Raw genomic sequence first — 21138 nt, forward strand, 5'->3', positions numbered from 1 at the left:
TTTTTGGAATAAAACATGAAAGTAGGCATTAATTGAATGAATAAAAATGATTTAATTGAACGTCAAAAACGAATTCGGAACTTTTCGATTATCGCCCATATCGATCATGGGAAATCGACTTTAGCTGACCGGATTTTACAAATGACCCGCACAGTTGCCGATCGAGACATGCACGAGCAACTATTGGATTCCATGGACTTAGAACGTGAGCGTGGAATTACTATCAAATTGAATACGGTAGAACTGAACTATACGGCAAAAAATGGCGAAGACTATACCTTCCATTTAATTGATACACCTGGACACGTCGATTTTACTTATGAAGTTTCACGAAGCTTAGCAGCTTGCGAAGGGGCAATTTTAGTAGTCGATGCTGCTCAAGGAATTGAAGCACAAACGTTAGCGAACGTTTATTTAGCTTTAGACAATGATTTAGAAATCCTTCCAGTCATCAATAAAATTGATTTACCAGCAGCGGATCCTGAACGGGTTCGTGCAGAAGTAGAAGATGTTATTGGAATCGATGCTAGCGAAGCAGTCTTAGCGAGCGCTAAAATCGGATTAGGAGTAGAAGACATTTTAGAACAAATTGTTGAAAAAGTTCCTGCGCCTGATGGAGACTTAGATGCACCTTTAAAAGCTCTTATTTTTGATTCCGCTTATGATTCTTATCGTGGAGTTGTTTTAAATATTAGAGTGATGGATGGAATGATCAAACCTGGCGATACAATGAAGTTAATGAACACTGAAAAAACCTTTGAAGTAGCTGAAGTAGGTATCTTTTCACCTAAGCCCATCAAACGTGATTTCTTGATGGTTGGAGACGTTGGTTATGTTACTGCAAACATTAAGACCGTTCAAGACGCACGGGTGGGAGACACTGTCACATTAGCGAATAACCCAGCAAAAGAAGCTTTGCCAGGGTATCGTAAAATGAATCCAATGGTTTACTGCGGGATGTATCCAATCGACTCTTCTCGCTTTACAGATTTACGTGAAGCGCTAGAGAAATTAGAGTTAAATGATGCTGCTTTGCAATTTGAAGCGGAAACCTCGCAAGCTTTAGGGTTTGGATTCCGTTGCGGTTTCTTAGGACTGCTACACATGGATGTTATCCAAGAACGACTTGAACGCGAATTTAATTTAGAATTGATCACTACTGCTCCATCGGTTATTTACCATGTGAACTTGACAAACCAGACTCAAATCATTGTTTCAAACCCAGCTGACATGCCGGAACCTGGCGTAATTGAATCAATTGAAGAGCCTTATGTAAAAGCTAATATCATGGTGCCAAATGATTATGTTGGTACAGTTATGGAAATTTCTCAACGGAAACGCGGCAATTTTATTGCTTTAGACTATTTAGATGACAAGCGTGTCAACGTTGTGTATGAAATTCCATTATCAGAAATCGTGTATGACTTCTTTGATAAATTAAAATCCAGTACTAAAGGATATGCTTCTTTGGATTATGAGATGATTGGTTATAAAGTAAGTCGTTTAGCTAAGATGGATATTCTTTTGAATGGAGAAACCGTAGATGCTTTGAGCTTTATTGTGCATAACGACTTTTCTTATGATCGTGGGAAAGCGATTGTTGAAAAATTAAGAAGCATTATTCCGCGTCAACAGTTCGAGATTCCGATTCAAGCTGCCATTGGCAGTAAGATTCTTTCTCGTTCAACAATCAAAGCATTGCGTAAAGATGTAACAGCTAAGCTGTACGGCGGGGATGTCACACGTCGTCAAAAATTATTGAAAAAGCAAAAAGCTGGTAAAAAACGGATGAAACAAGTAGGATCTGTCGAGATACCGCAAGAAGCGTTTATGTCCGTTCTTAAGATGGACGACGAGAAAAAGTAAATAACTCAATAACAGTATTTGCCTGCCAAAAATCTTTGGCAGGTTTTTTTGGTGCGCCCGGCATGGGTGATAACTTGGTGGTGAAAGTCCACTACAGGCTTGGCAGTAGGAACTGTTAGCGAATAGCAAGGGTGTCTTTCGCGAGAAAGAATCCGAAAGAAGCTGGACGCAAACACTCGCACTGACGAACAGAAATCTCATACAAGGCTGGATGGAGATGGACAAGCTTGCCAAACAAAGCGAAGTCCGATACTGCACGAGTCTCCTACAGTAAATGAGGCAGTGACATGAGTGGAAGGTTATAACTCTTACCCGGGGAGGTCTCACTAGCGGTAAATACCGTAGTAACAACGAATAGTGAGAAGTCAGCAGACGCCATAGTAGGAGAACACAGTTCTCTGAAGGGCAGAACAATAATAATCTTGGAATAAACAAGGAGGTGGATGTAGCTCACGACTACAGAAAACATCGTGGTATAGACCGAAAGATGGCTACTCTTGGAGGGATAAGTTGGAAACGAAAGAGTACAAGAGAGTGTAGAGAGCTACAGTAACGATATGATGAAACAAGATAGTATCTCATTAATCAATCAAATCGCTAATTCAGATAATTTAAAGTCAGCCAGCAAGAAAGTGTATCAAAATAAAGGAGCTGCCGGTATCGATGGAGTGACCGTTCATGAATTGGACGCTCACTTAATAAAATATGGTCAGCAAATGATAGAGAAGATGAGAGCAGGAACTTACCAACCACAACCTGTTAAGCTGGTTTCTATCCCTAAGGATAACGGTGGTATAAGAAACTTGGGAATTCCTGTGGTGCGAGATCGAGTGGTGCAACAAGCTATTCTACAAGTGATTGAACCCATCAATGACCCTTCCTTTTCGACATACAGTTATGGTTTTAGGAAAGGCAGGAACGCTCATCAAGCGATTAAACAGGCAGAACAATATGTATCCGAAGGATACAAAACGATTGTCGACTGTGATTTGCGTAACTATTTTGATACAGTTCATCATCAGAAGTTGATGAATTACCTCAACTACTATATCCAAGATAAAATAGTGTTGCGGTTAATATGGAATTTTCTTAAAGCTGGAATTATGGACGGCAATGTCTTTATTGAGAATTATAAAGGAACCCCTCAAGGTGGAGTTATCTCTCCACTACTCGCTAATGTCTATTTAAATCAACTAGATAGAGAATTAGAGAAGCGAGGACACCGGTTTGTACGTTATGCGGACGACTTTTGTATCTATGTGAAAACACCTAGAGCAGGAGAACGAGTTTTAAAAAGCGTGACGACCTTTATAGGGGGAAACCTCCGGTTGGAGATTAATACGGAAAAAAGTAAAGTGACTACTCCAGCTAAAGCTAAGTTTCTAGGTTTCACTATCTGGAAAACACAGGGAAAGTCAGAAGCCGCCCATCTAAGGCGGCTAAACTCAAGTTCCGTAACCGACTCAGAAAACTAACGAGCCGAAAACGTCCTGGTACATTCAAACAAATTATAAAAGAAATTAACCTCTATACACAAGGCTGGATTAATTATTATGGAATTGGAGATATGAAAAGCTTTATCAAGAGCGTAGCTCATTGGCTAAATCATCGATTGAGACAAATATGTTGGAAACGATGGAACAAAGTATCGACTAAATTTCGTATGTTAAGAAAGTATGGAATAGAGAAAGAAGAAGCATGGAAGGTGGCTAATACGAGAAAAGGGTATTGGCGTATGACCCGTACCCACACACTTCACCGAGCGATTACGAAGAAAAAGCTGGTAAATTGGGGTCTAAAAGACCTAAACCAACTTTTCCAGCAGAGATACTTAAGTTATTGAACCGCCGTATACCGAACGGTACGTACGGTGGTGTGAGAGGTCGGAGCCGTAAGGCTCCTCCTACTCGATTTTTTATATTTAGACGGAACAAGGATCATCTGTTTATTTCTGGTAGGAGTAAACAATCACAAAACTAAAGTATCGTATAAAAAGGGTCAACTACTGATTTTAATAAAACTCCGTGTATTTTTTTTGATTTTGACAGCATTAAAGCTTATCCTGGATAAGAGCTCTATCATAAGAACAAAGCTTTACTGAAAAAGCGGAGAGGATGGTTTCATTGTATATCGTGATTACCTTTATTTGTGCGCTAGGATTTGCATTTATTCATTTTTCTTCTAAATACATGCAATTTGCTAATAAAGTGCCTCGCAGCAGGTTTTTGTCTCTTTCTGCTGGAGTAGCTGTTTCCTACGTCTTTGTACATTTATTGCCGCAATTAAATACCTATCAACAAGTCGTTGTAAAAAATTTGCAACAGAGCAGCTGGCGGCATATTGAAAACCACATTTATATCATAGCCTTAGCAGGACTGGTTTTGTTTTATGCTATGGAACGGTTAGTCAAAATATCTCGGAAAAGCAAGGTGTTAAAAAATCCGGAACAAGCTGATTCAGTTATATTTTGGATTCATATGGGTTCGTTTTTTATTTATAATACCGTTATAGGATATCTTTTAGTTAGAGAAGAATACAAAAGTCCCTTAGGAATATTCTTTTACTTTTTGGCTTTAGGAGTACACTTTATAACGAACGATTGAGCCTTAGAAGAGACCATAAAGGAGCTTATGATAAATATGGCCGAATTATTTTAACAGCAGCACCCGTTTTAGGATGGCTAATAGGCATATTGACTGAACTAAACGAATTCGTCCTGTCCATTTTGCAGGCTTTCATAGCGGGAGGAGTTATTTTAAATGTGATGAAAGAAGAACTGCCTGAAGAACAAAAAAGCAGCTTAAGCAGTTTTCTGGCAGGGGTTATTGGGTATACCGTTCTTTTATTGCTTATTTAGCTGTTTTCAAACAAATAAATATGAAAAGAGGAATAGCGTGCAAAATAAAATCATAAAACTAAAAAAATTAATAGAACAATCTAACAGCATTGTCTTTTTTGGAGGTGCAGGCGTATCAACAGAAAGCGGTATACCGGATTTTCGATCTGCAGACGGCTTATTTAATCAAGATTCAGGTCAAACTTACCAACCAGAGGATATTGTTAGCGATTGGTTTTTAAAAGAGCAGCCGGAATTGTTTTTCAATTACTATTTTGAGCATTTAGTCTATCCAGAAGCGGTTCCTAATGCGACTCATCTTTATTTGGCTGAACTTGAAGCAAAAGAGAAAGATATCACGATCATCACACAAAATATTGATGGCTTGCATCAAGCCGCTGGGAGCGAAAAAGTTTTAGAACTCCATGGAAGTACATTGCGGAATACTTGCTTAACTTGTGGAGAGAACTATCCTTTACGTGCTTTAAGACAAGATGATAAAGGGATACCAAGATGCCCGCACGACAATGGCATCGTTCGTCCAGATGTCGTTCTTTATGGTGAAATGCTAGATCAAACGGCTTTATCAATGAGTATGGCTGCCGTTGAAAAAGCGGACTTATTGATCGTCGCTGGAACATCTTTATCTGTTTATCCTGCTAATAGTTTGATCCACTACTTTAAAGGAGAAGCATCGATTCTGTTGAATCGGACACCGGTTCAACACCCGGCTCTGTTTGATTTGATTATTCAAGATTCATTGGGCTCTATTTTCAAACAATTAAAAGAAAATTAAACACTACTTTAAAAAGTTAATGAACATACGATTAGAATTTCATTGACAAACCATGATAAAAAAAGGTATCCTTAGCACAAGAATACCTTAACTGACTATAAAAAGAAATGTGTGTGAGCAAAATGACCAGACAAAAACGAACTATATCCCAATTAAATAATAGCCAATATTGGTTTAGCTATTTTAGAGAGAGTTTGTAGCATGGATTTTTTCATGATGCAAACTCACAACGTTTGTATCTATGAGGCTAATCCGTTTTGTTATGACGTCAGTTATATGCGGACCACATAGACATTAGAAATTCTATGTGGTTTTCTTTTTATTTATTGCTTTTGCAGATGGATACCTATAGAATTTTTATTTTTCTATTTTGGGTATCTTTTTTTACCGTTAACTATAATGAACGAATCAAGGAGGAGTAAATTTGAATAAACTTATTAACCATATGAATGAACAACTGTCTTTATTACAGCCTTCTTCTATTCGAAAATTTGATGCAGAGGTTTCTCAAATACCAGGAATGACGAAGTTAACTTTAGGCGAACCAGACTTCAATACTCCTGAGCATGTAAAGGCTGCAGGTATTAAAGCCATTGAAGAAAATTATTCTCATTATGCTCCAACCGCTGGAGAACTGCCTTTACGAGAAGCAGCAGCTTCTTTTCTAAACGAAAAGTATGGTGTTCAGTATAATCCTGAATCTGAAATATTAGTGACAGCAGGCGCTTCTGAGGCTATCTATGCAGCTTTATTTGGTATTTTAAATCCTGGAGAAAAAGTATTGATCCCAACGCCAATTTTCCCAGGCTATATACCGGTTACAGTTCTCAGTCGCTGTACGCCTATTTTTATTGATACGTCTAGTAATCATTTTGCCCTTTCACCCAAAATGATCCAAGAAGCTATCGCAGAGCATGGGGCGAGCGTAAAAGCCGTCGTCTTGAATTATCCTAATAATCCGACAGGTGTGACTTATACTGCTGCTGAAGTTCAAGCTTTAGCGGAGGAACTAGAAAAACATGATCTATTTGTTTTAAGCGATGAAATTTATAGTGAACTCACTTATAATGGAACGCATGTTTCCATCGCTAAATACTTGCCTGAGCAAACGCTATTAATCAATGGTGTCTCAAAGTCTCATGCAATGACTGGATGGAGAATCGGCTTGCTTTGCGGACCAGCAGCATTGATTCAGGAAATCAACAAAGTCCATCAATTTATGGTAACCACAACTGCAACAATGGCACAAAAGGCTGCTTTAGCTGCTTTTAAAGATGGTAAAAACGATGCACAAGTCATGAAGAAAGAATACTTGAAACGCCGAGATTACGTTTACAATATCTTACAAGAACTTGGCTTCACCTGTCCAAAACCCAACGGAGCATTTTATCTGTTTGCAAAGATACCTGAAGGCTACATTCAAGAAAGTATGGCATTTTGTGTAGATTTGGCTCAAAAAAATAAGTTAGCATTGATTCCAGGTGGTTCATTTGGACCAGGCGGCGAAGGATATGTCCGTATCAGCTATGCTGCCAGCATGGAAACATTGATTGAAGCTATGGAGAAATTAACTCAATATATCAGTGAAAATCGAGTAACTAAGGCGATTACACAGTAGGGAAATATATCTGTAATCATTATGTGGTTGAAAGCTTAGCCAACGAATGGTTTTGTGTTTATAGAGATAGTAAAAAGCGACCTTTTCCTTTTGAGGAAGGTCGCTTTTTTTATCTCTGCTAGAATTAAAATTATGATATGGAACAAAAACATATTTTATCGCTTGTTAAACGGGCTTTTCTATACGAAACGTTCTAATTTGTTGTATACTTATAAACGAAGACATTTTTATAAACGTTTAGATTTTTTAAGATAGGTGAGGTAATTTAATGACTTTTTGGCTGGATCCAACTAAAACAACCGAAGAGATCGCACAAGAGCTGTTGGGTTGTCTGATAATAAAAAAAACTGAAGAAGGAATTTGCTCAGGCTGGATCGTAGAAACAGAAGCTTATTTAGGCGAAATAGATGCTGCAGCTCATAGCTATGGCTTGAAAAAAACTCCCAGACTGGCTTCTATGTACAAAAAAGCAGGAACGATTTACATTTATTCGATGCATACTCATCAAATGCTGAATTTAGTCGTACAGGAAGCAGGCATACCGCAAGCTATTTTAATCCGGGCTATTGAACCTTATACAGGCATTGAACTGATGGAGGAACGCCGCGGGAAATACGGTGTGACTTTAACAGACGGTCCTGGAAAACTGACAAAAGCCTTGGCAATTGATAAAAGCGATGATGGAGCTTCAATCGATGAGCCGCCTTTGTATTTGTCTAAAACACACCGAAGAATCCCGAAAGAAATTGGTGTTTCGGCTAGAATTGGAATCCCAAATAAGGGAGAATGGACAGATGCTTTGCTTCGGTACACGGTTATCGGAAATCCATATGTTTCTAGAACCAAAGGAAAAAAAGATAGCGATTTAGGCTGGACAACAACAATTGAAAACAATTATTAAAACAGAGGAGCGAACGACATGGCAAAAAAAGATATCATTGATTATTTAGAAACAATCATGGAAGAAAGTCATTTAGAATTCGATTGGTCAACTCAATGGAATAAAAGACAGCACATTATTGAAGTGTTTTTTACTATTTATGCTGAAACGGAACCTGATTTAGTCATTCAAGATATAGAAGGAACGGTCAACAAAGAAAACATTATTCAATTTGAAGATGCTATCTGTTTTTTTGACCCAACAAAATCAAAAATAATTCCAGAAAACTATTTAGCAGCTCTTCCCTTTGATTTAAAAAAAGGAATCGAAAAAGGGTTTCTTGACGCAGTTATTAAGATGTTGCGGATAGTTGTAACTGAAGGACAATCAGATTTGCTTGATTTTGCAACGGATCCAGAAATAGAAACATTTGAATTGCATTGGAACGAATTGAACTTTGAAACAACTATTCAAACAGCGAAAGATACAAACCGTTATGACATGGATCGCGTTGAGTATCCGAAATTTTAAAGACAATAAGCAAGCTATTGGAGGATTTTTAAATAATGAAGTGGACTGAAGTAAGTGTTCAAACAGCAAATGAAGCCGTTGAAGCCGTTTCAAACATTTTAGTCGAAGCAGGTTCAGAAGGTGTTTCAATTGAAGATATTCAGGATTTTTTACAAGTTCCAGATGATGGTTTTGGGCAAATATGGGCATTAGATGAAGCAGACTTTTCAAAAGAAGGAGTGATCATCAAAGCTTATTTTCCAGAAACACTTTTCTTACCAGAGATCTTGCCGGAGATTAAAGAACGGATTTTAAAATTAACAACATACGGTCTAACGATTGAACCAAATACCTTGACTATCCATGAAGTCGCTGAAGAAGACTGGGCTACTTCATGGAAAAAATATTACCATGCTTTGAAAATAACCCGTTTCTTAACTATTGTACCTGCGTGGGAAGACTACACGCCTAGACATCTTGATGAACGAGTGATCCGTTTAGATTTAGGGCTGGCGTTTGGTACAGGTGCTCATCCCACAACGCATTTATCTTTACAAGCGTTAGAAAACTCTGTTCGTGGCAATGAAACGATTTTGGATGTGGGAACTGGTTCTGGTGTTTTGAGCATCGCAGCTAAGGCTTTAGGGGCTGGAAAAGTTTATGCTTACGATTTAGACGAAGTGGCTGTTCAATCTGCTTACGATAATATCCAGTTAAACGACTATGCTAAAGATGTCCATATTTCAGCTAATGATTTACTAAAAGGCATTGAAATTGAGGCTGATATCGTTGTTGCTAATATTTTAGCAGAAGTTATCGTTCCATTGATTCCAGATGCTTGGCGCGTTTTAAAGCCAGATGGATTGTTCTTAACTTCGGGAATTATTAAAGATAAAAAAGAATCTATTCTGACGCATTTAACGGAACAAGGATTTGAAATCGTTCAAATCCTTCAAAGGGGCGATTGGGTTGCTGTTACTGCTCAAAGACCTATCGAGGAGGAGTAACCATGCAACGTTATTTTCTTGCTGAAACGACTGCTGACTACCAAACAGCTGAACTGATACTTACTGGAGAACAGTACCATCATATGATTCGTGTCATGCGGATGAAAATAGGCGATGAAGCTTATTTAGTATTTCCTAACCAACAGGCTTTTATAGCTGAAATCAATGCCATCGAAAATGAAAGTGTTGTGATGCATTGGATAGCAGACGAAACAGCTGAAAAAGAGCTGCCGGTTCACGTTACGATCGCCAGTGGTTTGCCTAAGGGGGACAAACTGGACTATGTGATTCAAAAAGGAACAGAACTAGGGGCTGCTGGTTTCGTTCCATTTCAAGCCACCTATTCCATCACAAAATGGGATACAAAAAAAGCAGCTAAAAAAATTGATCGTTTGAAAAAAATTGCTCAAGAAGCAGCAGAACAAGCGCATCGAACCAAAATACCGAGTGTGGAATCCGTGTATTCTTTTAAAGAATTGTTAGAAAAGAGTCCTCAATTTGATTACTGTTTAGTAGCATATGAAGAAAGTGCCAAAGCTGGCGAAGATCAAAATTTTGCTAAAACATTAAAGTCTATTCGACCTGGCAGTTCTCTTTTAATTGTTTTCGGTCCTGAAGGAGGATTGAGCCCAACAGAAATTGAAGCTTTATTGGCTGTTGGAATGGTACCTTGCGCACTGGGGCCGAGGATTTTAAGGACAGAAACGGCTCCTTTATATGCTTTAGCAGCTATCTCTTACCACTTTGAGTTGAATGAACCCATCGAGCCTTTTTGTTAGTTATCGAAAAATAAGCTATACTAGTTTAGAATAACATTATAAACAGAGAAAGTAGGGAATGAAGATGGCAGAAAAATTAAACCACTATATTGATCACACTTTGTTAAAACCAGAAGCCACCGAAAACCAAATCAAAACACTATGTGATGAAGCGATGGACTATCACTTTATGTCCGTTTGTGTCAATCCAACATGGGTCAAGAAAGCAGCGGCTTTTTTAACTGGCAGTGACGTACGCGTCTGTACTGTGATTGGTTTCCCGTTGGGAGCAAACACACCGGAACTAAAAGCATTTGAAGCTAGAAATGCCATTCAAAATGGCGCAACTGAAGTAGATATGGTGATAAATATCGGAGCATTAAAAGGGGGAGACGACGAGCTAGTAGAACGCGATATTAGAGGAGTTGTCGAAGCCGCTGAAGACAAAGCTCTAACTAAAGTTATCATTGAAACAAGCTTATTAACGAATGATGAAAAAGTACGCGCTTGTGAAATAGCTAAAAAAGCCGGTGCCGATTTTGTTAAAACGTCTACAGGGTTTTCAACTGGCGGTGCAACATTAGAAGACGTTACGTTAATGCGTACCGTAGTGGGACCAGAAATGGGCGTAAAAGCTAGCGGTGGTGTTAGAACACGTGAAGATGCAGAAGCTTTTATTGCTGCCGGGGCAACACGTTTAGGTTCTTCAAACGGAATTGCTATTGTAGCGGGTTAAACGTAATTTAAACGGCAAATCAGCAGGCAAGAAAACAGATGGTTTTATTCTGTTTTCTTGCCTGTCTTTTTTCTGCAAAATAATTAAAACAAACAGTTTTTTTATAACTAGTTCAAAAAAAGCTTTCCATGTCTTCATTGAAATTATAGGGTTTTAGAGGTATAATGTAGAGAAAGCGTATAGTAGGAATGTGCTCTTGAAAGGGTACTCATTTAGTCTGTTTGTCTATTGGGATACCAGAAGAATAATAAAACGATACTATACACTATTAATTTGGAAGAGAAGGTGACAAGATGCCCAAAAATAAAAATTATACTGCACAAGAAGTAATTGCTCTGACAGTTACTTATATGAACAGCAGTCATGTGGCTTTTGTCAAAAAGGCGTGTGATTTTGCAACGATGGCGCACGAAGGCCAACTTCGCAAATCTGGAGAGCCTTATATTATACACCCTATTCAAGTGGCCGGTATCTTAGCTGAATTAAAAATGGATCCTGTTACCGTTGCAACTGGTTTTTTACATGATGTTGTTGAAGATACAGATATCACATTTGAAGACATTGCTAAAGAGTTCACACCTGAGGTTGCTATGTTAGTTGATGGCGTGACTAAATTAGGAAAAATCGAATTTAAATCTCATGAAGAACAGCAAGCGGAAAATCACCGTAAGATGTTATTAGCGATGGCTAAAGACATCCGAGTTATCATGGTGAAATTAGCTGACCGTTTGCATAATCTGAGGACATTAAAATTTCATCGTCCTGATAAACAGAGACGCATTGCTAATGAAACATTGGAAATTTACGCTCCGTTAGCTCATCGTTTAGGAATCAATAAAGTAAAATGGGAACTTGAAGATACTTCTTTGCGTTATTTGAACCCGCAACAATATTATCGGATCGTTCACTTGATGAATTCCAAACGGGAGGAACGAGAAACGTATATTGCAAATACCATTACAAGAATCCAAGAGTCTGTTGATGAATTGAGTATTGATGCAGAAATTTACGGACGGCCTAAACACATTTATTCTATTTATCGCAAAATGCGCGATCAAAAAAAACGATTTAACGAAATTTACGATTTGTTGGCTATTCGAGTCATTGTGGATTCAATCAAAGATTGCTATGCTGTGCTGGGTGCAGTCCATACTCGATGGAAACCGATGCCTGGAAGGTTTAAAGATTACATTGCCATGCCAAAAGCCAACATGTATCAATCTATCCACACCACAGTGATTGGTCCTAACGGTCGTCCAGTTGAAGTTCAAATCCGTACAACTGAAATGCACCAAATAGCAGAGTACGGGGTCGCTGCTCATTGGGCTTACAAAGAAGGCATTACTAAAAAACTTGAAAATGCAGACGTAAGCGAAAAACTGTCGTGGTTTAGCGACATCCTTGAATTACAAAGTGAAGCAAACGATGCTAGTGATTTCATGGAAAGCGTAAAAGAAGATATTCTTAGGGATAAGGTTTATGTGTTTACACCAAAAGGAGACGTTAGCGAATTACCATCTGGTGCCGGTCCATTGGACTTCGCCTATAATATCCATACAGAAATCGGGAATAAGACGATAGGCGCTAAAGTTAATGGGAAAATTGTTCCTTTAAATTATAAACTCAAAACAGGCGATATTATTGAGGTATTGACTTCGCCAAATTCATACGGACCTAGTCGAGATTGGATCAATTTAGTTTCAACTAGTAAAGCTAAGAACAAGATCAAACGTTTCTTTAAATTACAAGACCGAGAAGTCAATGTTGTTAAAGGTCGAGATATGGTCGAAAAACAACTGCAGGAAATGAATTTTCCTCCAAAAGAGTTCCTGACTAAGCAGAATATAAAAATGCTCTTAGAACGTTTTAATTTCACTACGGAAGAAGATCTTTATGCTGCTGTTGGATTTGGCGAAGTGACCGCATTGGTTGTAGCAAATCGGCTAACTGAAAAAGAAAGACGAGCTCGTGAAAATGAAAAACGTGCTCAAGAAATTGATACAATTGAATTAAAAACGAAAAAAGAGCCTGAAAAAATAAAAATTCGCCATGAAGGTGGAATTGTCATTCAGGGTGTCGATAACTTGTTAGTGCGAATCAGCCGCTGTTGTAATCCTGTTCCAGGAGATCCCATTGTTGGGTATATTACTAAAGGGCGCGGCGTTTCTATTCATCGGGCAGATTGTCCGAATGTAAAATCAGCTAAAGATGCAGAAAATCGTTTGATTGATGTTGAATGGGAAGATACTTCTTCTCAAGGGCAAGAATACGATGCTGAATTACAAGTTGAAGGGTACAATCGCTCTGGTTTACTCAACGAAGTCCTGCAGGTCGTCAATACTATGACACGTAATCTAAATAACGTTAATGGCCGTGTTGACCACAACCGTATGGCGACGATCACATTAACCGTTGGCATTCCCAATTTAAACCACTTAGAAAAAATTGTCGATAAAATAAAAATGATTCCAGATGTCTATAGCGTCCGTAGAATAACATCTTAACTAATGGACTAAAGAATAAAAACAGGGGATGCGTTAAAATCTCCTGTTTTTTTAATACCTATTGAAAAGAGGATACTAATGAGGCTTATTATTCAAAGAAGCAAACAAGCTCAAGTCAGCATCAATAATAAAATCAGCGGAGAAATAACACACGGTTTAGTTTTACTAGTGGGAATTGAAGCAGCTGATACACAAGAAGACGTTGATTATTTAGTCCGAAAAGTATGCAATATGCGTATTTTTTCAGATGAAGCAGACAAAATGAATTTATCGGTTCAAGATGTCGGAGGAGAAATCTTATCTATTTCTCAATTCACATTACATGCGGACACAAAAAAAGGAAATCGACCAAGTTTTACCCAAGCGGCAAAACCGGAAGCAGCTATTCCTTTATACGATTCTTTCAATAAAGGACTTGCGGCTAATGGTTTACGTGTGGAGACCGGAGAATTTGGTGCCGATATGCAGGTCTCTCTCGTTAATGACGGACCGGTCACAATTAGTATTGACAGCAAAAATAAGTAAATAAACGCCTTCTCTATCAATTAATAGGATAGAGAAGGCGTTTATTTTTAATTTAAGGAGCAAAATAATGATCCAAAGCTTGGTAAATACTCTCAACAACGGATTGCCGGTAGGAGTCGGTATTGATTGTTGATCGATCAATATAATGGTTCAAATAGCCTAGTTCTAACAATACAGCCGGTCGTGTATTTTCACGAGTAACATAATAATCGCCAAAACGCACACCATTATTTGGCAATGGGCCGTTTTGTTCAAGTTGAGCGTTGATTTGATTCGCTAAACCTTTGTCTTTTTCATGATAGTAATAGGTCGTCGTCCCGCTGATCTCGTTTGGCGTTTCAGTTGAATCATAATGAATACTGATAAATACATCAGCAGCTGCTTGATTGCTAGTAACGACTCTTTGATTCAAACTGACTGATGTATCTGAACTTCTCGTCAAGACAACGTTCGCGCCAGCCCTTTTCAAGCGTTCAGCCAGTAACTTAGCTGTTTTTAAAGTAGCTTCTTTTTCATTATAAGTTCCGCCGGGAGCGCCGGGATCTTCTCCTCCATGACCTGCATCGATCACAATCGTGGCTTCCGCTAAAGAGGTGATATTAGCCGTTGGAGCAGCAGTTTTATCAGCTGATAAATCGACTACCCAGTTGGCGACATAACCTGTTTGTCCATCAGCCGCTTGGATTTGATACCAATCTCCTTCAGTACTCAGATAAGTAAAACTGTCGCCTTTTGAAGCCTTTATTACAACACTTTTATCAACAGAAGGACCGCTGCGGATATTGGTTCCGTCTGATCGGATAGTGATGGTCTCGATTGGTGCTTCTGAATTTGTTTTTGTTGCCACACTGCTAGGAGCAGTTTCTTTAGTGGGCGTCGTTACTTCAATCAATTCAGAACTTATCCAAGCAACTTGTCCATTGTATTGAATTTGTGTCCAGCCGCCTTGTTGGAAGAGTACCGTTAATTCCGTTCCTTTCGCTACTGTTCCGATTATTTCAGCATTTGAATGGCCTTCGCTGCGGATATTCACTGGTTCTCCGGTCACTGTACCTATTTTGTTTGAAGCGGCACTTATTTCAGTATTTCCGATTAGCCAACTTGCTACCCAGCCGATTTGGTCATTGCTCATTCGGATCTTGTACCATTCATTTTCTTCAGCGATAACATTTACTTTTTCGCCGCCAACGACCTGGGTCATAATATCATACGATAAACCAGGGCCTGTTCGGATATTTACGACGCTAGCGTCTACTTTAATGGTACTTTGGTTTGCCAATGCAACCGTTGCAAAAGTTGTTAAGCTTATAAAAATTAAGACAGCCAAAAAAGAAATAATTGTTTTTGGTTGTTTCGGCATGAGGATTTTTTCCATCGATTCACTCACTACTTTCCCATTGAAAAATAAGTTCATTACGTTCATTTATGTACTTTCTAAGTATAGCAATGAATAGGCATGTTATGCAATCAATTAGTGAACGATTACATAAAAAATCTATAAACCAGCTTTAACGATTTCCTTGGCTAAGCTTGACAAGTCTAGTCCTTTCTTGTAATCTAATACTATTCAAACAAAAAAAGATATCCGTTGAAAGAGACAGTAAGCTTTGATAAACGAGCAGAAAGAAAGAATCGCCTTGGCTGAAAGTGATTCCCGTTAAGAAGTCTGAAGGACACTCTGGAGGAATAGCAGTGCAAAGCTGCTACGTTACGAGCGTTAATCGTTGAGGAAAGCCATGGCTTTCAAATAAAGGTGGTACCACGAGGAAAACAATAACTCGTCCTTATTCTATGATGGAATAAGGACGCTTTTTTTTTGCCCTCATTCAAAATATAAGCAATTAGATACGAAGGAGTGTTGATATAATGGCAATTCAAATTCAAAGACCAAAAGGAACCGCTGATCTCTTACCAGATGAATCATCAAAATGGCAATATGTAGAAGAAACTGCAAAGATGATTTTAGGAGATTACCAATTTCATGAAATTCGGACACCCATTTTTGAAAGTTATGATTTGTTTTCTCGTGGTGTAGGGGAAACCAGTGATATTGTTTCAAAAGAAATGTACGATTTTAAAGACAAAGGCAATCGGCATATGTCGCTTCGACCAGAAGGAACTGCACCAGTCGTTCGCGCTTTCGTTGAGAATAAATTATTTGGACCGGAATATGCGAAACCATATAAAGTGTATTACATGGGACCGATGTTCCGTTATGAACGTCCACAAGGAGGACGGATGCGTCAATTCCATCAACTAGGAGTAGAAGTTTTTGGAAGTACTAATCCTGCTATTGATGTGGAGTCGATGGCTTTAGCTATGGATTTATTTAAAGAATTTGGTTTAGAACATTTAACATTAGTGATTAATTCATTAGGAGACAAAGAAAGCCGGACTGCTTATCGTGAAGCACTGATAGCTTATCTTGAACCTCATTTTGCTGACTTAAGCGAAGATTCTCAAGTACGTTTGCACAAAAACCCTCTGCGTGTCTTAGACAGCAAAAACAAAAAAGATCAAGAAATCGTTAAGGACGCTCCTTCGATTTTAGACTATTTAAGCGATGATTCGAAGAGCCACTTTGAATCGGTTAAAGAAATGTTAGAAGTACTTGATATTCCTTATAAAATTGACAGCAACATGGTAAGGGGATTAGATTATTACAACCATACCATTTTTGAAATCATGAGTGATGCACCGGGGTTTGGAGCCATCACTACGATTTGTGCTGGCGGCCGCTACGATGGTCTAGTCGAAGAAATCGGAGGACCAGCTACTCCAGGGTTTGGTTTTGCTCTTGGATTGGAACGTTTGATGATGACATTAGCAGCAGAAAACATTGATATTCCTGACTTGCACGAAGTTGATGTTTACGTTGTCGGTTTAGGAGAAACAACAAATATCGAAACGTTAAAATTGGTTCAAGCCATTCGCTCAGCTGGTTTATCTGCTGAACGCGATTATTCCAATCGCAAAGCAAAAGCTCAATTTAAAACAGCAGCTAAATTAAAAGCTAAAGTTGTGATTACGTTAGGCGAAGACGAACTTGAAAAAGGCGAATTGAACTTTAAAGTTATGAAAAATGGAAAAGAATCTAAAGTAAGTTTGAAAGAAGCTTACAAAGATTTCGAAAAATTATTCAATTTAAAAACTGCTGATATGACAGCGTATAATGATTTTTTCAGTAAAGAAGACTAACAGAATGATAAAATAGGGAGTGGTAGTGAATGGCTAAACGTACAGAATATTGCGGGAAAGTGTCAAAAGATTTATTAGGTCTTGAAGTAACTCTAAAGGGTTGGGTCCAAAAAAGACGTGATTTAGGTGATTTGATTTTTGTTGATTTACGCGACCGCGAAGGCATCGTCCAAATCGTTTTTAATCCGACTTTTTCAAAAGAAGCTTTAGCGATAGCTGAAACTATCCGGAATGAATACGTCATTGAAGTTAAAGGAACCGTTGTTGAACGTGATCAGAAAGTAATCAATAAAAATATTTCAACGGGGGATATAGAAGTAGAAGTGGCTGAAATAAAAGTTCTAAATAAATCTAAGACAACTCCTTTTTACATTGAAGATGGAGTTGCCGTTGCGGATGAAAAAAGATTAGAATACCGCTATTTAGATCTGCGTCGTCCAGAAATGACACAAAATCTTATTTTGCGTCACAAAATGACCCAATCGATTCGTCATTATTTAGATAACAATGGATTTATTGACACCGAAACGCCTTATTTAACGAAATCTACTCCTGAAGGTGCACGTGACTACTTAGTCCCTTCCCGTGTACAACCTGGACACTTCTACGCGTTGCCTCAATCGCCTCAGTTATTTAAACAATTACTGATGGGAGCTGGGTTTGACCGTTATTATCAAATTGTCCGTTGTTTCAGAGACGAAGATCTGCGTGGCGACCGTCAGCCGGAATTCACCCAAATCGATATTGAAACCAGCTTCTTAGAACCTGAAGAAATTCAGGACTTTACAGAAGAATTGTTAGCGAAAGTTCTGAAAGATACCAAAGGCGTTGAATTAAAACGACCATTTCCGCGAATGGGATACGATGAAGCAATGAATCGTTTTGGCAGTGACAAACCGGACATCCGTTTTGGATTGGAATTGGTTCAAATGAGCGATTTGGTTAAAGATTCTTCTTTCAAAGTATTTAGCGATGCTGTTGCCAATGGCGGTGAAGTTAAAGCGATCAATGTTAAAGGAGCTGCTAGCCGTTATTCACGGAAAAATATTGATGCGCTAGGCGAATTTGCAGCTATCTATGGAGCCAAGGGGCTAGCTTGGCTGAAAGTTGAAGAAGAGGGCTTAAAAGGGCCAATTGCTAAGTTTTTCAATGAAGATGCTGAATCTGTGATTGAGCGTATGGAAGCTGAAGCAGGGGACTTGTTATTATTTGTAGCCGATAAAAAATCGGTTGTGGCTGATGCATTAGGTGCGCTTCGTTCTAAGTTAGGAAAAGAATTAGAATTGATCGACGAAAGTTCTTATGCTTTCTTGTGGATCGTCGACTGGCCTTTACTAGAGTATGATGATGAATCTGAACGCTTTACAGCTGCGCATCATCCTTTCACTATGCCGAAAGAATCGGATCTTGATTTATTGGAAACTGAACCACAAAACGTTTATGCACAAGCTTATGACATTGTTTTGAACGGGTATGAGTTGGGCGGCGGTTCTATTCGAATCCATAATCGCGAAATACAAGAAAAAATGTTTGCTGCATTAGGTTTTTCAAAAGAAGAGGCCGAAGCCCAATTTGGTTTCCTATTGGATGCATTGGAATATGGTTTCCCGCCACACGGTGGAATTGCTTTAGGTTTAGACCGCTTTGCTATGTTATTAGCGGGTGAAGAAAATATTCGCGAGGTTATTGCCTTTCCTAAAAATGGACGAGCAAGTGATCCATTGACAAAAGCTCCTAGCTTAGTCAGCGATGCTCAGCTAGCTGAGTTGTCTATTCATACGACAGCTACTGAGAAATAAATGATACAACCAAAAACGTGAGAGTTTTCTCACGTTTTTTTGTCTATGCAGCCTTTATAATCAGTAAATATAAAATTTCGCTTGTAATGTAACTCAAACTTTGCCAAAATAATAGAGAACCGATAGGAGGAGGAAGAGCAATGACAACTAAAAGATGGACAGCCATCGGGCTAGCGGTAGGGCTTTTTGTATTATCTTTTTTAATTGATGGATTAGTGACTAAAGTGAACCAATCCGATGAGACACAAAACCTGATAGGAGACGCAACAACCATGTTGTTTGGCGATTCTGGATTAACGGAAACGATCGTCTCTAGTGGCGATGAAACAAAACGGATCGCACTTTTATCAGTGGATGGCACGATTTTAGCTGGCCAGACAGAAAGTTTATTTAATTCAGCCGGTTACAACCATGAGTTCTTTATGGAACAATTGGAAGCGGTCAAACAAGACGATTCGATCAAAGCTATTTTATTATCTGTTAATTCTCCAGGTGGCGGAACTTACGAAAGCGCTCAAATAAAAGATAAGCTGCTCGAATTAAAAGAGAGTACCGATAAACCGCTATATGTTTCGATGGGAAATCTTGCTGCAAGCGGCGGGTACTATATTGCTGCACCAGCAGACAAAATTTTTGCTTCCGAAGAAACGTTGACCGGGTCAATAGGCGTTATTATGTCTAGTACCAATTTAAGCGATCTTTATGAAAAAGTAGGGATTGAAGATACAACGATCAAAAGCGGACAATTTAAAGATATTGGTTCCTCAGTTCGGCCAATGACAGAAGCAGATCAAGATATTTTACAAAAAATGGTTGACGACTCTTATGAGCGGTTTGTGACAGTTGTTGCAGATGGGCGCGGTATGGAAAAAAATCAAGTTCGCGAATTAGCTGACGGACGAATTTATGACGGTGCTCAAGCTTTGGCTGTGGGATTAGTCGACCAATTGGGTTACCAAGAAGATGCTTTAACAGCTTTACAAAAAGACTTTCAGCTTACAGATGCAGAAATCATTCAGTATGCTGCAGGAAGTATGCCGTTCAGTTCATTGTTGTATTCAAAAGCCAGTCAATTGCTAGCACCTGAAAAAACGTCAATGGCTGCTCTGGAACAAATAGCTACACAATTCGGAACCTCTGCATCGCCTAAAATGATGTATTTATACGGAGGTGAGTAATAATGGCTAAATCGACTGAGAACGAAAAAGGCGATACTAAAGAACTGGATTTAACAGCATTAAAAAAAGCTCTAGCAAAAGAAGAAGCTGAGCTTAAACGCACCAAACGATTAAAGCAGCTTGAACAAGAAAGAAAGCTGAATGAGCAAGAAAAAGCAGCATCAGCTCCTATCGATAGAGAGGATGATTCCCTACTGTTATTCAATACAAGTACTCATTCAGATAAAACGACTCAAGCTGCTGTAGAGTCTCCAGAAGGCAAGCCTCGAACGCCTGAAGAACTACGGGAAGCACGGCGAAGATACTGGAAAGAGAAACAAAAACAAGAACAGTTAGAAAAAACACCGTACCATCATTATCCAATCTTATTTTATACCGGTTTTTGGTTGCGTTTATTCGCCTATAGTATTGATCTACTTGTGATTGGCAGTCTTAATCGTTTGATAGTGCACCCTGTTTTCACAAGTGCACGTTTACCTGTTTATACTGAAGCTTTTTCAGCTTTCTCATTGAGTAAACTCTTCGTTTTCTTGCTGTATTTTATTTTAATGACAAAACTAACCAATGGACAAACTATTGGGAAAATGATTTTCGGTTTACGTGTTGTTTGTTTTAAAGAAGAAAAACTTAGCTGGCAAACTGTATTGATACGTGAAGGGTTCGGACGTTACATTTTAAAATCCATGAGTATTTTGTACTTAGTCGTGCTTTTTACAGAACGAAAACAGCAAGTAGCTGATTTATTAAGCGATACTTCTGTTGTCTCTGAAAACCTTTTGCAAGCGAAACAATGGGGTCAATCTAGCTCGTCTCATCCCTCGCTAACCTCTTTTAGTTCATAAAGAGGCCGAGCTAATGATTTTTCCGTTTGTTCTTTTTAATAAACTACCTTACAATGGAAAAGAAGAACGAGTAAAAGGATTGGGG

General features: G+C 38.7%; 18 protein-coding genes and 1 other annotated feature. Of the genes, 17 read left to right on the top strand and 1 reads right to left on the bottom strand.

The genetic code is table 11. The annotated features are described in order from the left end of the window. The first annotated feature begins 36 nt into the window (after window positions 1–36). The 13 genes from lepA to dtd all read left to right on the top strand — a co-directional run bounded on the left by lepA (window position 37) and on the right by dtd (window position 14036). Window positions 37–1866, top strand: a complete 1830-nt coding sequence (gene lepA, locus JHE06_RS05945) for a translation elongation factor 4 (protein WP_058918533.1) — start codon at window positions 37–39, stop codon at window positions 1864–1866. 557 nt (window positions 1867–2423) lie between these two features. Then, window positions 2424–3341 (top strand): group II intron reverse transcriptase/maturase, encoded by a 918-nt coding sequence (gene ltrA / locus JHE06_RS05950; protein WP_236253553.1) that lies wholly within the window; start codon window positions 2424–2426, stop codon window positions 3339–3341. A gap of 32 nt (window positions 3342–3373) precedes the next feature. Further along, the gene (locus JHE06_RS12170; RefSeq protein ID WP_236253565.1) at window positions 3374–3709 is read left to right on the top strand and encodes a group II intron maturase-specific domain-containing protein; all 336 of its coding nucleotides are present in this window, start codon (window positions 3374–3376) and stop codon (window positions 3707–3709) included. Window positions 3710–3989: 280 nt separating this feature from the next. Continuing rightward, entirely contained in the window at window positions 3990–4469 is a 480-nt protein-coding gene (locus JHE06_RS05955; RefSeq protein ID WP_201089858.1) for a hypothetical protein, read from the top strand. Between the two features lie 291 nt (window positions 4470–4760). After that, on the top strand, window positions 4761–5498 hold the full coding sequence (locus JHE06_RS05960; protein ID WP_201089860.1) for an NAD-dependent protein deacylase: 738 nt from the start codon (window positions 4761–4763) through the stop codon (window positions 5496–5498). A 424-nt stretch (window positions 5499–5922) separates the two neighbouring features. Further along, on the top strand, window positions 5923–7116 hold the full coding sequence (locus JHE06_RS05965; RefSeq protein WP_236253554.1) for a pyridoxal phosphate-dependent aminotransferase: 1194 nt from the start codon (window positions 5923–5925) through the stop codon (window positions 7114–7116). Window positions 7117–7384: 268 nt separating this feature from the next. Beyond that, window positions 7385–8017: a DNA-3-methyladenine glycosylase gene (locus tag JHE06_RS05970; RefSeq protein WP_058918536.1), complete on the top strand. Its 633-nt coding sequence runs from the start codon at window positions 7385–7387 to the stop codon at window positions 8015–8017. Between the two features lie 18 nt (window positions 8018–8035). Then, window positions 8036–8527: a DUF3013 family protein gene (locus tag JHE06_RS05975; protein ID WP_058918537.1), complete on the top strand. Its 492-nt coding sequence runs from the start codon at window positions 8036–8038 to the stop codon at window positions 8525–8527. A 35-nt stretch (window positions 8528–8562) separates the two neighbouring features. Next, entirely contained in the window at window positions 8563–9513 is a 951-nt protein-coding gene (gene prmA, locus JHE06_RS05980; protein ID WP_201089862.1) for a 50S ribosomal protein L11 methyltransferase, read from the top strand. A gap of 2 nt (window positions 9514–9515) precedes the next feature. Continuing rightward, complete coding sequence (locus JHE06_RS05985; protein WP_058918539.1) at window positions 9516–10292, top strand: 16S rRNA (uracil(1498)-N(3))-methyltransferase; 777 nt, start codon at window positions 9516–9518, stop codon at window positions 10290–10292. Between the two features lie 64 nt (window positions 10293–10356). Continuing rightward, on the top strand, window positions 10357–11007 hold the full coding sequence (deoC, locus tag JHE06_RS05990; RefSeq protein ID WP_058918540.1) for a deoxyribose-phosphate aldolase: 651 nt from the start codon (window positions 10357–10359) through the stop codon (window positions 11005–11007). A gap of 293 nt (window positions 11008–11300) precedes the next feature. Beyond that, window positions 11301–13511: a RelA/SpoT family protein gene (locus tag JHE06_RS05995; protein ID WP_058918541.1), complete on the top strand. Its 2211-nt coding sequence runs from the start codon at window positions 11301–11303 to the stop codon at window positions 13509–13511. Between the two features lie 78 nt (window positions 13512–13589). Beyond that, window positions 13590–14036 (top strand): D-aminoacyl-tRNA deacylase, encoded by a 447-nt coding sequence (gene dtd, locus JHE06_RS06000; protein ID WP_058918542.1) that lies wholly within the window; start codon window positions 13590–13592, stop codon window positions 14034–14036. 52 nt (window positions 14037–14088) lie between these two features. Here the strand turns inward: dtd and JHE06_RS06005 are convergent, their stop codons facing one another. Continuing rightward, window positions 14089–15459, bottom strand: a complete 1371-nt coding sequence (locus JHE06_RS06005) for an N-acetylmuramoyl-L-alanine amidase (RefSeq protein ID WP_231726760.1) — start codon at window positions 15457–15459, stop codon at window positions 14089–14091. 156 nt (window positions 15460–15615) lie between these two features. Next, window positions 15616–15825 (top strand) — a binding site (T-box leader). Window positions 15826–15908: 83 nt separating this feature from the next. Here JHE06_RS06005 and hisS point away from each other — a divergent pair. The 4 genes from hisS (at window position 15909) to JHE06_RS06025 (ending at window position 21053) form a co-directional block, all read left to right on the top strand. Continuing rightward, a complete protein-coding gene (hisS, locus tag JHE06_RS06010) occupies window positions 15909–17234 on the top strand; it encodes a histidine--tRNA ligase (protein WP_058920211.1) in 1326 nt (441 codons plus the stop codon). 29 nt (window positions 17235–17263) lie between these two features. Continuing rightward, window positions 17264–19033 carry an aspartate--tRNA ligase gene (gene aspS / locus JHE06_RS06015; protein WP_058918543.1) on the top strand — a complete coding sequence of 590 codons (1770 nt, stop codon included), beginning with the start codon at window positions 17264–17266 and terminating at the stop codon, window positions 19031–19033. A gap of 140 nt (window positions 19034–19173) precedes the next feature. Further along, a complete protein-coding gene (gene sppA, locus JHE06_RS06020) occupies window positions 19174–20211 on the top strand; it encodes a signal peptide peptidase SppA (RefSeq protein WP_058918544.1) in 1038 nt (345 codons plus the stop codon). Between the two features lie 2 nt (window positions 20212–20213). Beyond that, entirely contained in the window at window positions 20214–21053 is an 840-nt protein-coding gene (locus JHE06_RS06025; protein ID WP_058918545.1) for an RDD family protein, read from the top strand. Window positions 21054–21138 lie beyond the last annotated feature (85 nt).

This window comes from Carnobacterium sp. CS13 (assembly GCF_016653495.1).
Lineage (GTDB): Bacteria > Bacillota > Bacilli > Lactobacillales > Carnobacteriaceae > Carnobacterium_A > Carnobacterium_A antarcticum.